The following is a 13741-nucleotide window of genomic DNA, read 5'->3' as shown; positions in this document are numbered from 1 at the left end:
CTTTTAATTGGGGCTTCTTAAGGGTCCTTTCTTTCCAACCAACACCAACGTCTCAATCCTCTTTGGCCTTTTTTTCTTAGGTCATTACCTGTAAAAGCAAAAAGCACCCGCGGGCGCTTAGAACGTAGACAAATTCCTATAGCATGTCATCATTTGACTTAGCCTAGGTGAAATGATAAATTGTTAAGCTCTTCGAAAGCTTAATATGTCAATGTTTCTGAGCGTTTTTAATTAGCATCACAGAAAAAAATTGAAGAAAATTATCCAAAAGGGATTTTTTCTTCAATCTGAGCACCCTCACGGGCGTTCCTTAGATGGAGTGACTCTTTTTTGTAACAGTGCTTGCTCTTAGCACCAGAAAGAAGAAAAGACTCCAATGGATTTTCTCTTAATCACAGTTTTTGCTTGGTTTAAACCACTTGGGCATGCTTATTTTTTTATTCTACCAGCCAGTAAAGACCTGTCATCATTGCTAGGGAACTAAGGCAATATCACGGACTGGGTTGTAGGAACAACTGGCCTGAGCTCTTAATGAACTCACTTTTTGTTAGCACAACTCAATGGGCCAAATAATCTTCCCAAATTTGGTCAAACTGACCTAGATTAAAGGAGAAAGAGGCCTGATCCTCTAAATATCGGCTAATGTCATCAAAGTTATTGGTATGCTTTGGAAATGTACTATCTGCAAAAACTAAGTCGGCCAAAATAGCAACTGGGGCATCCGATTTTGGGTTACGTTGGGTCATCAGCCACGTATAAAAAGACTTTCTCACTGCCAATGCTCCTTCAAAAAATCATGGCGAATTTTGCTACTCATCGCATAGCGGACTGGATTTGTCCGATAAAAGGCCTGATGGTAGTCTTCTGCGGGATAAAAGGTCTGAGCCGGTTCGATAGTGGTCACAATCGGTTGAGAAAAACGGCCCGACGCCTGAAGAGCCGCCTTAGAGGCCTCAGCAATCTGCCGTTGCTGCTCACTTGTGTAGTAGATAACCGGGCGATAATTCTCCCCGCGATCTTGAAATTGACCAAAGGCATCCGTTGGATCAGTCTGAGCCCAGTAAAGTTCAACCAAATCAGCATAAGAAATCTTTTGCGGGTCAAAAATAATCTCAACAGCTTCTGTATGTCCAGTTGTGTTACTGCAAACTTGCTCATAGGTTGGGTTTGCTACATGTCCACCCGTATAGCCTGACAAGACTGATTCAATTCCTTCTTGTTCTTCAAAAGGTTGCACCATACACCAGAAGCAACCACCAGCAAAAATTGCACGTTCCATATTTTTGTCCTCACTCTTTTTTTAATGACATCATTGTAGCAAAAAACTAATGACTTGTCTGTTTTTATACCTTGCATCTGCCGCTTCCTTTTCTGCTATTTTGCATCAGCCGTCTTGAGTAAGGTGGTGCCAAATTGATCTTGTTTGATTTTCTTAGCTTTCATTAAACCACCCAGAGCTTTTTTGAATTGTCCTTTAGAAATACCAAAGGTGGCTTTGATTTCAGCAGGGGAAGACTTATCATTTAAGGTCATAAAGCCGCCGTTTGTTTCCAAATAAGTCACAATCATCTGGGCATCATTTTCCAGCATTTCAAATGCGCGTGGTTTGATGGACAGATTCAAGGAGCGATCAACTGCACGAAAACCAATGACCCGAGCCTTCAAGACTTGGCCTAAGCGTGGCTCTTGATAACGCTCACTAGGATGAATAAAACCAAGCATATTATTTTCAGGCAAGTAAACAAAAGTCCCTGATAATTTCAAACGATAGACAATCGCTGGCCACTCCTGATTTTGCATATTATCGTAGGCTGGCCCCGCCATTTTTTGAAAAACGTCTGGTGTCGCCGGGATGCCCCAGATGCGATCTTTGTGGTCCACCTCCAGCCGAATGTACAATCGATCACCCTTTTTAGGCCACAATTCTTTCAATTCTGGTAAAATATCCAGCGAAACCACTATCTGCTTCTGCGGAATACCCGTGTCAACAAAGACCCCTAAATCCTTACGCACATCAGTAACCGTGCCCCACCCATAACTATCTTGCCTTGACTGGATTGGCTTAGTGGTCATCCGTAATTTTTGCTTCATGTCCGTGTAAACAAAGCCTTGGACCATCTCACCCAAGGCATGCTCTCCTTCGACTTTATCTAAAGTAAAGGTTAAACCTTCTTTTTGGACAAAATAATCTTTTGTGTTTTCATCGGTAACCATTGCCGTAATGGTGGTTGCAAGTATACTATTCATATCTCTTATATTTATATTAGCGGGTAGCTCTCGCCAGTATAAACCCTTTCTTTCATTATTTTTTAGATTTGTTCTCTTCACTTTTTATATAGAATGTCTCCTTTTACAAAAACAAGGTAAACAACCTTGCAAACACAGCTAGTTTGGCTTGTTGTCTACCTTTTTGTGTCATTAATGAGTGCTGCATGTGATCCTAATATAGGTGTTCGAATCAAACCTCAGCAAACGCCGCCTAATGACTGCTACACTTCTAGCAATTCGTTTTCTTTGTTTGCAGTCATTGTATCAATGTGCTTAATAGCCTCATCTGTTGCAGCTTGAATATCCTTTTCCAATGCTTTTAACTCATCTTCAGTAATTTCTTTATCTTTTTCTTGCTTTTTAGCTTCGTCCATCGCATCACGGCGAATATTACGAATAGCAATTTTAGCATTTTCACCAACTTTTTTGACATCTTTAGCCAGTTCTTTGCGGGTTTCTTCTGTTAAGGCTGGAATAACCAAGCGAACAACGGTACCATCATTGGCCGGGGTAATGCCAAGGTCCGATTCGTAGATTGCCCGCTCAATATCCTTAATCGATGACTTATCAAAGGGAGAAATCATCAGTACACGCGCTTCTGGCACTGTAATGGAGGCCAACTGGTTTAAAGGAGTTGGTGCGCCATAGTAGTCGACTTGAATCCGATCTAACAAGCTGGCATTGGCCCGACCGGCACGAATACTAGCATATTCTCGTGATAAAGCTTGATGTGATTGTTCGAAGCGTTCCTTTGCTTTAGTGATAATTGCATTAGTCATTATAAAATATCTCTCTTTCTTATTCTACTGGTCTTGGTCAAGTTTGTTAGATACCGTTGTTCCGATATGTTCACCAAAAACAACACGTTTAATATTGCCAGCTTCGTTCATGTTAAACACAACCAAGTCAATATCATTGTCCATCGAAAGGGTTGAAGCTGTTGCATCCATAATCTTCAAACCACGTTTAATCACCTCACCGTGTGTTAACTCGTCAAACTTAACTGCATTAGCATCTTTGCGCGGATCAGTATTATAGACACCATCCACCCCATTTTTAGCCATTAAAATCGCATCTGCTTCAATTTCCGCAGCACGCAAAGCAGCGGTTGTGTCAGTGGAGAAGTAGGGGGAGCCAATTCCCGCACCAAAAATAACAATACGGCCTTTTTCAAGATGACGAAGAGCCCGGCCACGGATATATGGTTCTGCAACATTTTGCATTGGAATAGCTGTTTGTACGCGTGTATCCACCCCATAATGTTGCAAGCTATCAGCCATAACCAAAGCATTCATAACAGTGCCTAACATCCCGGTATAGTCAGCTTGTACCCGATCCATGCCAGCTTCTGCTGCGGGTTCGCCACGCCAAAGGTTACCACCACCGATAACTAAAGCAATTTCAACACCCGAGGCCTGGACTTCAGCGATTTCTTTAGCTATTGCTTGAACAGTTGAAATATCAATCCCAACACCCTTAGAACCTGCCAAAGCCTCACCTGATAATTTGATTAAAATACGATTATATTTGGGTTCCACTACGAAATTCTCCTTGTTTTATCCCTACTATCATACCATAAAACAGTCATTTTTGATAGACGAATCGTACCCCAAAGGCAAGAAAACTTTTTACTTATAAGTAAAGGTCAGCCACTGTCAGCCAGCAGCAAGTCTATAACAGCTGAGCTTGCTTTTTTTGTAAACAAAAAAACTAGAAAAAGGCATGCAATAGCATTCTTTCTCCAGTCTTTTAGTCAAGCTAGCTAACTCTTAAGTTAGCTTAAAATGAATTGGCATCCACTTTGATACCCACACCTTGGGTTGAAGTAAGTGAGATGTTTGTCATGTAAGTACCTTTTGCTGTTGATGGTTTAGCTTTTACCATCACATCATGGAAAGCCTTAAAGTTTTCAACTAGCTTATCAGTATCAAAGGATACTTTACCAATGATAGCTTGTACGTTACCAGCCTTGTCAGCACGGTAAGTGATTTTGCCGCCTTTAGACTCTTCAACTGCTTTAGCAACATCCATTGTTACTGTGCCAGTTTTAGGGTTTGGCATCAAGTTACGAGGGCCAAGGACACGTCCAAGACGACCGACAATCGCCATCATATCTGGTGTTGCGATAACAACATCAAAATCAAGCCATCCGCCATTGATCTTTGCAACAAGGTCATCTTCACCAACAAAGTCTGCACCAGCAGCTTTGGCTTCTTCAGCTTTGGCACCACGTGCAAAAACAAGTACACGTTGGGTTTTACCAGTTCCGTTTGGCAAGACCATTGCGCCACGGATTTGTTGGTCTGCTTTACGAACGTCAATGTTTAATTTGTAAGCAACTTCTACAGATGCATCAAATTTTGCAAAGTTAGTTTCTTTAATTAATGCTACAGCCTCTTCGACACTGTACGCTTTTGTGCTATCAACTTTTTCAAGTGCTGCACGCATTTGTTTGCTTTTTTTAGCCATTTTAAAATTCTCCTTGTAATGTGGTCATATCGATTTGCTTTAAAATCTCCCACGTCACTCATCAAATCACGATGAAGTCTTGCGGGTTATCTGGGCGTTGCTGATTAATCAGTAACAGTGAATCCCATAGAACGAGCAGTACCTTCAATCATACGCATTGCAGACTCAAGGTTTGCAGCGTTTAAATCTGGCATTTTAGTTTCAGCAATTTCTTGTACTTGTGCACGAGTAACTGTTGCTACTTTAGTTTTGTTAGGTGTTCCTGAGCCCTTTTCAACACCGGCAGCTTTTTTCAAAAGAACAGCAGCTGGTGGTGTTTTAGTGATGAAATCAAATGATTTGTCTTCATATACTGAGATAACAACTGGGATGATCATTCCAGCTTGATCCGCTGTACGAGCGTTAAACTCTTTAGTGAATCCCATAATGTTGATACCTGCTTGACCAAGAGCTGGTCCAACTGGTGGAGCTGGTGTCGCTTTACCAGCAGGGATTTGAAGTTTTACAAGTTTTTCGACTTTTTTAGCCATTTTAAAAATCCTCCTGTTGTGGTTTTGGCGGTAATTAAGATTTTTACCTCCCACAGATATGCCTAACAGCATACTTTATCATTCTATCTTATTTTAGAAAAGATAGCAAGTGCTTTTCCAAAAAAGGAAATAATTGCTTTTTTTTGCGCAGCTGTACTTACCTTTAGCATCAGCTTATAGCCATTTGCAGATAAAAAGCAGCTAACTAATGGCAAGCTTCTAAGTTCTTAGCTATAATAAGCTGTCTTTACTTATTTTTGATGCTAGCAGTTACCTTTGTAAGAAGCGTTTTTTCTTTGCGCTTGCTATGCTATTTAACACCTGGCAGCATTAGTCATAGTTTACAAGTTGGCTATTTGAGTATAAAATAGTCTTATGACAATATACAAATTAATTGCTGCTGCTTTTATCTTTTTAACGCCCATCTTTGCCGCTGTCATCGTGTCCTTTTTTAGATTGGACAAAAAAGGACTGAAATTTCCTGATTTAGCACTTCCCCTTTTTGTGGTGGAAATGCTCCTTATAGCCGAAAAATTCTCTATTCACCCTTTGCTGCCTTACTATACGATTATCATGTCCTTGTTAGCATTAGTCATTGCCCTGTTGCTAATTGTGCGCAGCGAGTCCTTTACCTATGCCCGCTTTTTTAAGTTATTTTGGCGACTTGGTTTTTTTATCACTTTTTTATTTTATGTTGTATTAGTGGTATTTATTTTTACGATATAAAGAACTCTTAAAAATAATAGGAGTTTGTTTAGGCGAAAAGGTCTAAACAAACTCCTATTTTTTATTTACCATCACTTTGGCGAAAGCTCGTTTTAGCTCAGCTGACTGCTTTGCTTTTTTCAAAAGCCTCACTGCTGCCTAAAACAAGTTTAGTTAGACATGTCCTGTGTCTGTAAGACTTTACGGGGCTTGGTCCCTTCGGCAGGGCCGATGACACCCGCTTCTTCTAATTCTTCCATCAAACGAGTGGCCCGATTAAAACCAACAGACAAACGACGTTGCAACATGGACGCTGATGCTTTTTGTGTTTCTAGGACCAAGGACTTCGCTTCTGCAAAAAGCGGGTCCCCCTCGCTTTGCCCGGCACTTTCTCCTGGGCTATCTGTTTCTGAAATCTCACCTGGATCAAAACTCGTATCATAATCAGCCTCGGACTGGTTTTTAATGAACTGCACAATGCCTTCAACATCATCATCAGAGATATAAGAACCTTGTAAGCGCACGGGGTGATTTTCATCAATTGGTTTAAATAACATATCACCACGTCCTAACAGTTTCTCAGCCCCGTTTTCATCCAGAATGGTTCGACTATCAGTACCCGATGAGACTGCAAATGCAATGCGTGAAGGCACATTTGCCTTGATTAAACCGCTGATGACATCCACAGAAGGACGTTGAGTAGCCAAAATCATATGAATGCCAGCTGCGCGAGCTTTTTGTCCAAGACGAATAATCGCATCTTCTACTTCTTTGCTGGCAACCATCATCAGATCTGCTAATTCATCAACAATCACGACTATTAGAGGAAGTGGAATTTCTTTTTCCTCACTTTGTTTATTGAACTCTTCAACTTTGGCATTGTAACCAGCTATGTTACGCACGCCAATCTTGCTAAAGCGCTCATAGCGATTCTCCATTTCATCTACTACCTTTTGCAAAGCTTTGGCTGCCTTACGCGGATTGGTAACAACGGGAATCAGCAGATGGGGAATATCGTTGTAGACAGATAGCTCAACCATCTTAGGATCAATCATCATAAATTTAACCTGATCAGGACGTGCTTTCATTAAAATACTCGAGATAATCCCATTAACTGCCACGGATTTTCCAGAACCAGTAGAGCCAGCTACCAGTAAATGTGGCATTCTCGCCAAATTAAAGCTTCTAGCGCTGCCATTGACTGCCTTTCCTAAAGGCACTTCGAGTAAATTATTGGGATCAGCAGCTGATTGTTCCCAAAGCTCACGGAAAGACACTGTTGCTATTTCTGAATTTGGCACCTCAATGCCCACCAAAGATTTGCCAGGGATGGGGGCTTCAATCCGGACATCCTTAGCAGCAAGGGCTAAAGCCAAATCATCAGCCAGATTTGATATACGATTAACACGGACACCAACTGCTGGTTTGATTTCATATTTAGTGACAGAAGGGCCAATCTCCGCGCGTTCGACCTTGACATCAATGCCAAAACTGTGAAAGGTATCTTCTAAGATCTGGATATTTTTTCGAACCAAATGTTTTTCCTTGGATTGATTTTTCGGCTTATCTGGAGCAAACAAATCAATGGTTGGCAAATGGTATAAAAGATTGGTTTTGGGTGTAAAGTCAACCTCGACTGGTTCATTATCATCCCCAGCTTTTAATTCTGAACTTGGCGCTGGTACAGAATCTGCCGGTACTTCGAGTTCTTCTATATCTACGGCTTGGTCTTTTGGAAATGCCACAGGGTCATAGCCGATTATCTCTGGCTCATCAAGTGGTAGATGTAGCTCTTCTTGCTCCAAAGCTCCGTCTAAAATCTCGCCTGTTTCCGGATTTACTCTGCCGTCCCAAGTTTCCTGGGTCAGAGCTTGTTCCTTAGCTAGTGCTGCTTGCTTTTGCTTTTTCGTCTGCGCTAGCTCTTTTTTTGCTTGCTGACGGAGCTTACGCCGCGCAAGCAATTGCTGATAGGCAGTCTGTAAGCCATAATAGAGTCGTCTAAACATGTCAAAGACATCATAAACATCCCAAGAGCTGATTAAAAAAATACCGAGTAGAATCAGTAAACCACCAATGAAAAAGGAACCAATATTGGAAAAGAGAAAGGCAATGGGCTTATAGAGCACAGCACCCAGCATCCCACCACCAACAAAAGACTGAACCTTGACATGGAACAAATCTCTAGTCAATAATTGGATTGTCCGGCTAAGAACCTCTTGATCGTGGTTTAGGGGCTTAGCAAATAAATAAGCGTGGTATTCAATCAACAGCCCAATAAAAAGTGTGATAAAGCCAGCAATCAAGCCTTCTTTTTTGCGCAGCGATTTAAAGAAAAAGAGATAAATCAAGACCGCAATAATAAAGAGGTAGGCCAAGCTACCTACCACAAAGCGAATGATATTATAGGTGGTAATCCCAAAAACGCCCAATCGCACCGCCCCAATCACCAAAAGAAGAGCCAAAAAGAGCGAACTAATCATTCGGCGGATCGCTTTTTGCTTGTCTATTTCTGCTTTTGTTAGGCGCTTTTTCCGCGCACCTTTTTGTCGTTGATTTCGTTTTGCCATAAGCTTATTATACCTTTTTTTCAGCCATCTGACTATAGGCGACCTTCGTTAGCACAAGGAAAATCGCTGCGCAGAGAGCTATTCTGAGAAAGGCCGACATTTCTTTGATTGTGGGCATCACACTAAGAACAACGGCTTAAGCATTCAGTGTCCTAGCGACAGCTTATTAGCAAGTGCAAATTATCTAAGCCTGAACCAGGTCAGATGAAGACCTCTGTCCTAGAAAGAATGACAGGTGAACTGCTCTTAAGTTCAAGCTTTTTAAGAAATGGCATTGGGGCTGATTAGTTAATTCTTGCCATTTTGCGAACTTTAGATTATTATTAAACTGACTTGATTAGACCATCTATTATGATTAGGAGCAGACATGAAAAAAATTATTTCCCTTACTCTTGTTTTAGTTAGTTTAACGGGCTTATTTGGTTGTGAGTCACTTAATCGTGCCATTAAAGGTGATAAATATGTTGATGATAAAATCACGAAAGCATCAAGCGATAAGGCGAGCAGCCAATACGAAAAAGAAATTAAAAAGGCATTAAAAGCAGACCAAAGTGCTTTCCCACAGCTCAATACAACTGTTGATAAAGATGAAGCAAAAGTTATATTGAAAACTAGCCAAGGTGATATGACACTCAAGCTTTTTCCTAAACAAGCACCACTTGCAGTGGAAAACTTTTTAACCCATGCCAAAGAGGGCTATTACAATGGACTGACTTTTCATCGTGTGATTGCTGATTTCATGATTCAATCAGGTGACCCAAATGGAGATGGGACAGGTGGTGAATCCATCTGGAAAGATAAGAAAGAAGCAATTGATTCTGGGCGCGGCTTTGCCAATGAAATCTCCCCATTCTTGTATAATCTCCGTGGCGCACTAGCCATGGCCAATGCTGGGGCAGATACCAATGGTAGCCAATTCTATATCAATCAAAATAAAAAGGACCAAAGTAAGGAATTAGCCGCTAAGAACTACCCTAAACCCATTATTAAAGCTTATCAAAGTGGCGGAAATCCTAGCCTTGATGGTGGCTATACCGTTTTTGGTCAAGTCATTGAGGGTATGGATGTGGTCGACAAAATCGCCACTAGCCCCGTTGATAAAAATGATAAACCCAAAAATAAGATTACCATTACAAGCATTGATATTATCAAAGATTACCAATTTAAAAACTAGTACCACTGAGCTGAAGATGAACTGACAGCCCCTATCTTGCACAGCCTAACTTGGCCCTCTCGCTCGCCGCCACCTCATACAGCATTAAGTCGGCAGAAAGGCACTAGCTAGGGGAGGCTCAACAAAGCCTTAACTTGTGCTCGTTTCGGATATGGCGAAAACCTAATCAAGATAGCAAGTATTTGGCTGTCGACCAGTTAAAAAGCGACATGTAGAAATAACCACTCGCCAAACCATCAAGGCCTGATGAGAGAAGCTTTTCCCATCAGGCCTTGATTTTTTTCTACTTTAACGACTTTTTAAAGCAAAGAGTTGTTTAACTACCGCAGGCATTGTTACTTTTGGTAGCAACTGTTATTCTTGTTGGCTCCTGCTTTAATGGCAAAGTACTCAAACTAAGCTAAGACCCAACAACTCTAAGCAGGTTTTAAGTCCGCAAAAGCAAAATAAGTCTAGTTGACTGCTTTTTAGAGCTGTGCTAAACTTCTATAGCTCCAGCAGACTTTCTTTTCATTCCTATTCACAGTAAGCAGGCTAGAAACAGTGCCAAATGCAAGCCTTATTGTCACACACGCTTGGTCTTTTTAGGTGATATGAAGAAGCAAATTAAAAAGATCAAAGCAGCTGTCAAGACAATGCTTGAGCCGGCAGCAATATTAAAGGTATAGCCAATATAGAGTCCCAGCACTGAAGTCAGAGCACCTAGACATGCAGAAAGCAACACCATGGTTTTTAAGCTATTGACAAATAAATAAGCGGTCGCAGCTGGCGTAATTAACATGGCAACAATCAGAATCGTTCCAACACTTTGCATCGCAGTAACTGCTACCAAAGTCAGCAAAATCATCAAGAGATAGTGGAAAAAGCGAACATTGATACCCATTGAAGTCGCCAAAATCGGATCAAAAGAGGTCAACAACAGTTCCTTGAAAAAGAGAACCACCAAAGCAATGACAATAATGGAAACAATGATGGTAATCCACTTATCACTATCTTGAACAGCTAAAATATTCCCAAAGAGGATATGAAAGAGGTCTGTCGAACTATTGGCCACACCAATCAATATGACCCCTAAGGCTAAAAAGGAGCTAAAGGTGATACCAATAGCGGTATCTCCTTTGATGACACTATTTTCTCGAATATAGGTAATCATCACCGAAGCTAAAATCCCAAAGATAATGGCACCGATAAAAAAGTTTATCCCCAAGATAAAAGAAACAGCGACACCAGGTAGAACCGCGTGTGAGATAGCATCCCCCATTAAAGACATCGAACGCAGGATAATAAAACAACCGACAACACCAGAGACAATACCGATGACAATAGCTGTCACTAAGGCATTCTGTAAAAAATGATAGGTCATCAGTCCTTCAAAAAACTTTCCAAATATCATTTATCTTCCCCTTTTCTGAACAATCAGGTCATTACCATAGGCTTTATTTAAGACATCACGTGTGAAAACATCTGCAACTGTTCCTTGGGCTATTAAACGTTTATTTAAGACAATTAATTGATCAAAATAGGCCTCGACTTTGCTAAGATCGTGATGAACGATTACAATCGTTTTACCTTCACTCTTTAATTGCCGCAAGCAATCCATTATAATCGTCTCACTTAAGGAATCAATCCCCACAAAAGGTTCATCTAAGAACAGATAGTTTGTCTGTTGAATCAAACAACGCGCAAGAAGCATTCTTTGAAATTGGCCGCCAGACAAGGATTTGATGGGGCGTTCGGCATAGTTTTCAAGACCGACTTGTTTCAAATAATAGGCAACTTCTTTATCCATCTTATGCCCTAAGGGACGCATTAAGCCCAACCGGGCAAAGGTTCCTAAGGCTACACATTCTTTTACGGTAATTGGAAAATTTAAATCAATCTGACTACGTTGCTCCACATAAGCCAAGTCAGATTGGGGTTTAGTGCGCAATTCGCCATCTATCTTCACTTCGCCAGTGTAAGCCAGTAGATTTAGCAAAGCTTTCATTAAGGTTGATTTCCCAGCGCCATTTGGACCAATAATTCCAATAATGCCTGGTTGGTCAATGGTGAAAGAAACATCATTTAAGGCTGCTTCTCTCCCATCATACGAAACGGTCAAGTTAATACTTTCTAGCATTTTCCCTCCTAAAAAACAAAGCACAAGCCCTCAATTGAGTTATTGTGCTTCCATTATTTATTTTGCAAGTCCTTCAGAAATTTTATCAAGGTTCCATTTCATCATAGCATAGTAACTATCACCTTTTTCACCTTTTTTAGCGATAGAATCTGTGAAAATTTCCGCATATATTGGAATACCGCTATCTTTTGAGACAGTTTTCATTGGTCGCTTGTCAACACTTGATTCTACAAACAAGGCTGATGGTTTACGATTTTTTAGCTTGGTCACAAGGCTAGAAATTTGATCAGGAGTTCCTTCTTCTTCTGTGTTAATTTCCCAGATATATGCTGACGGCACACCGTAAGCTTTTGAGAAATACTTGAAGCATCCTTCACTTGTAACAATGAGTTTTTTGTTATCTGGAATAGCCTTAAATTTAGTTTTGGCTTCCTTATCTAGTGTTTCAAGTTTGGCTACATAAGCATCACGATTTTTTTCGTAGGTTGCTTTATTTTTGGGATCTTTAGCAATTAACTGTTTGGCAATATTTTTAGAATAGATTATTCCGTTTTCAAGATTTAACCAAGCATGAGGGTCTTCTTTGCCTTTTTCGCTTTGGCCTTCAAGGTAGATCACTTCAATGCCTTTGCTAACAGGGAAGTAGTCTTTATTTTTGGTTTTCTTAGCATTTTTTACTAACTTGGTAAACCAGGCTTGGCCACCATCTTCTAAATTAATCCCATTGTAGAAAATCAAATCAGCAGAGCTGGTTTTTTCAACATCTTCTGGAAGAGGTTCATACTCATGTGGATCTTGTCCCACAGGGACGATACTGTGTAAGTTAATTTTATCACCCGCAATTTGCTTGGTCATATCAGCAATAATAGAATTTGTGACGACCACGTTTAATTTGTCATTTTGCGCAGCTTTTTTTTGACCTGAACAAGCCGTTAATAGGGTGACTGACAAAATAGCGAGTACAAGGGAGGCTACTTTCTTCACTACTTTTCTCCTTAATATTATTTATTTATTTAATTAAGTATAGTTAATTATAATATTAGGATAACTAACCATAAGCTCTTTGTCAAGATTTTTTTAGAATTTTTTGATATAATAATCATTATAAATAAGAGAAAGGCATGACCCATGACGCCTAATAAAGAAGACTATTTAAAATGCATTTATGAGCTTGGGGAGCAGCACCCCAAAATTTCTAATAAAATGATTGCAGGGCACATGCATGTCTCTGCTCCGGCAGTTTCAGAAATGATTAAAAAAATGATTGCCCAAGAATGGATTACTAAAGATAAGAGCTATGGCTATAAATTGCGAGAAAATGGCCTGCAGGTCGTTTCTGATCTTTACCGTAAGCATCGCCTGATTGAGGTTTTTTTAATCAATCAACTTGGTTATACTGCTGAAGAGGTTCATGACGAAGCCGAAGTTTTAGAACACACTGTTTCTGAAACCTTTATTAACCGCTTAGATAAGCTTTTGGGCTTTCCCAAATTTTGTCCCCATGGAGGTACTATCCCAAGAAATGGACAAACCTTAGTTGAAGAAAACAAGCTGATGTTATCACAAATTTCTGAACCGGGTGAGTTTGTATTAAGCCGTGTTCATGATCAATATGATCTCATTAAATACCTGCAAAGTCACCATTTAACCTTAAACACCCACTTTACACTGAAACAGATTGATCATTTTGCCAAAACATATACCATTACTTACGCCAATCATGAACTGGTTTTGCCTGAAAATATTGCTAATCAACTCTATGTTAGCTATCAAAACAAAGAGTCACGGTCACAGGTGGCCAGCCTGTAAAAAATGGCTGGTTTAGAGGTATATCTCCCTAAAACCAACTGCTTTTGACCCTAAAAGCGGTCAGCAAGAGCAAAAATACCAACCCAACTAAGATAAGAAG

The 13741-nt window shown here is 40.3% G+C and carries 13 protein-coding genes and 2 pseudogenes; 3 read left to right on the top strand and 12 right to left on the bottom strand.

The annotated features are described in order from the left end of the window. Nucleotides 1-557 precede the first annotated feature (557 nt). The 7 genes from K5J94_RS04905 to rplK all read right to left on the bottom strand — a co-directional run bounded on the left by K5J94_RS04905 (nucleotide 558) and on the right by rplK (nucleotide 5267). A complete protein-coding gene (locus K5J94_RS04905; RefSeq protein ID WP_159545061.1) occupies nucleotides 558-773 on the bottom strand; it encodes a YozE family protein in 216 nt (71 codons plus the stop codon). After that, nucleotides 770-1279, bottom strand: a complete 510-nt coding sequence (gene msrA / locus K5J94_RS04900) for a peptide-methionine (S)-S-oxide reductase MsrA (protein WP_159560796.1) — start codon at nucleotides 1277-1279, stop codon at nucleotides 770-772. Before msrA ends, K5J94_RS04905 begins: the two co-directional genes overlap by 4 nt. A gap of 95 nt (nucleotides 1280-1374) precedes the next feature. Continuing rightward, a complete protein-coding gene (locus K5J94_RS04895) occupies nucleotides 1375-2247 on the bottom strand; it encodes a CvfB family protein (protein ID WP_159565161.1) in 873 nt (290 codons plus the stop codon). A gap of 242 nt (nucleotides 2248-2489) precedes the next feature. After that, the gene (gene frr, locus K5J94_RS04890) at nucleotides 2490-3047 is read right to left on the bottom strand and encodes a ribosome recycling factor (protein WP_159545055.1); all 558 of its coding nucleotides are present in this window, start codon (nucleotides 3045-3047) and stop codon (nucleotides 2490-2492) included. Nucleotides 3048-3071: 24 nt separating this feature from the next. Beyond that, nucleotides 3072-3806, bottom strand: a complete 735-nt coding sequence (gene pyrH, locus K5J94_RS04885) for a UMP kinase (protein WP_159545053.1) — start codon at nucleotides 3804-3806, stop codon at nucleotides 3072-3074. A 241-nt stretch (nucleotides 3807-4047) separates the two neighbouring features. Then, nucleotides 4048-4737: a 50S ribosomal protein L1 gene (rplA, locus tag K5J94_RS04880; RefSeq protein ID WP_159545051.1), complete on the bottom strand. Its 690-nt coding sequence runs from the start codon at nucleotides 4735-4737 to the stop codon at nucleotides 4048-4050. Between the two features lie 104 nt (nucleotides 4738-4841). Then, complete coding sequence (gene rplK, locus K5J94_RS04875; protein WP_159545049.1) at nucleotides 4842-5267, bottom strand: 50S ribosomal protein L11; 426 nt, start codon at nucleotides 5265-5267, stop codon at nucleotides 4842-4844. A 375-nt stretch (nucleotides 5268-5642) separates the two neighbouring features. Here rplK and K5J94_RS04870 point away from each other — a divergent pair, with 375 nt between their 5' ends. Further along, nucleotides 5643-5993 carry a DUF3397 domain-containing protein gene (locus K5J94_RS04870; protein ID WP_159550324.1) on the top strand — a complete coding sequence of 117 codons (351 nt, stop codon included), beginning with the start codon at nucleotides 5643-5645 and terminating at the stop codon, nucleotides 5991-5993. Nucleotides 5994-6142: 149 nt separating this feature from the next. Here the strand turns inward: K5J94_RS04870 and K5J94_RS09680 are convergent. Together K5J94_RS09680 and K5J94_RS09675 are read right to left on the bottom strand one after the other, a co-directional pair. Further along, nucleotides 6143-7624: pseudogene (locus K5J94_RS09680) on the bottom strand (DNA translocase FtsK); the annotation flags it as partial. Nucleotides 7625-7980: 356 nt separating this feature from the next. Further along, nucleotides 7981-8539 (bottom strand): annotated as a pseudogene (locus K5J94_RS09675) (cell division protein FtsK); the annotation flags it as partial. A 367-nt stretch (nucleotides 8540-8906) separates the two neighbouring features. Between K5J94_RS09675 and K5J94_RS04860 the strand changes: the two are divergent. Further along, nucleotides 8907-9713 (top strand): peptidylprolyl isomerase, encoded by an 807-nt coding sequence (locus K5J94_RS04860; protein WP_221913707.1) that lies wholly within the window; start codon nucleotides 8907-8909, stop codon nucleotides 9711-9713. 565 nt (nucleotides 9714-10278) lie between these two features. Here the strand turns inward: K5J94_RS04860 and K5J94_RS04855 are convergent. The 3 genes from K5J94_RS04855 to K5J94_RS04845 are packed head-to-tail and all read right to left on the bottom strand — an operon-like array spanning nucleotide 10279 to nucleotide 12786. Further along, complete coding sequence (locus tag K5J94_RS04855) at nucleotides 10279-11106, bottom strand: metal ABC transporter permease subunit (protein ID WP_408022835.1); 828 nt, start codon at nucleotides 11104-11106, stop codon at nucleotides 10279-10281. Beyond that, nucleotides 11107-11832, bottom strand: a complete 726-nt coding sequence (locus K5J94_RS04850) for a metal ABC transporter ATP-binding protein (RefSeq protein ID WP_159545041.1) — start codon at nucleotides 11830-11832, stop codon at nucleotides 11107-11109. Between the two features lie 57 nt (nucleotides 11833-11889). Further along, a complete protein-coding gene (locus K5J94_RS04845) occupies nucleotides 11890-12786 on the bottom strand; it encodes a metal ABC transporter substrate-binding lipoprotein (RefSeq protein WP_408022842.1) in 897 nt (298 codons plus the stop codon). Nucleotides 12787-12960: 174 nt separating this feature from the next. Between K5J94_RS04845 and K5J94_RS04840 the strand changes: the two genes are divergently transcribed. Beyond that, a complete protein-coding gene (locus tag K5J94_RS04840) occupies nucleotides 12961-13641 on the top strand; it encodes a metal-dependent transcriptional regulator (protein ID WP_159565097.1) in 681 nt (226 codons plus the stop codon). Nucleotides 13642-13741 lie beyond the last annotated feature (100 nt).

It is taken from the genome of Streptococcus halichoeri (assembly GCF_019774635.1).
GTDB lineage: Bacteria > Bacillota > Bacilli > Lactobacillales > Streptococcaceae > Streptococcus > Streptococcus halichoeri.
This window is presented reverse-complemented; position numbering and strand designations above follow the sequence as displayed.

Bases quoted from the DNA above. Each gene is read 5' to 3' on its own strand.
- msrA (WP_159560796.1), bottom strand. From the start codon at position 1,279: ATGGAACGTGCAATTTTTGCTGGTGGTTGCTTCTGGTGTATGGTGCAA.
- K5J94_RS04895 (WP_159565161.1), bottom strand. From the start codon at position 2,247: ATGAATAGTATACTTGCAACCACCATTACGGCAATGGTTACCGATGAA.
- frr (WP_159545055.1), bottom strand. From the start codon at position 3,047: ATGACTAATGCAATTATCACTAAAGCAAAGGAACGCTTCGAACAATCA.
- rplA (WP_159545051.1), bottom strand. From the start codon at position 4,737: ATGGCTAAAAAAAGCAAACAAATGCGTGCAGCACTTGAAAAAGTTGAT.
- rplK (WP_159545049.1), bottom strand. From the start codon at position 5,267: ATGGCTAAAAAAGTCGAAAAACTTGTAAAACTTCAAATCCCTGCTGGT.
- K5J94_RS04870 (WP_159550324.1), top strand. From the start codon at position 5,643: ATGACAATATACAAATTAATTGCTGCTGCTTTTATCTTTTTAACGCCC.
- K5J94_RS04860 (WP_221913707.1), top strand. From the start codon at position 8,907: ATGAAAAAAATTATTTCCCTTACTCTTGTTTTAGTTAGTTTAACGGGC.
- K5J94_RS04855 (WP_408022835.1), bottom strand. From the start codon at position 11,106: ATGATATTTGGAAAGTTTTTTGAAGGACTGATGACCTATCATTTTTTA.
- K5J94_RS04850 (WP_159545041.1), bottom strand. From the start codon at position 11,832: ATGCTAGAAAGTATTAACTTGACCGTTTCGTATGATGGGAGAGAAGCA.
- K5J94_RS04840 (WP_159565097.1), top strand. From the start codon at position 12,961: ATGACGCCTAATAAAGAAGACTATTTAAAATGCATTTATGAGCTTGGG.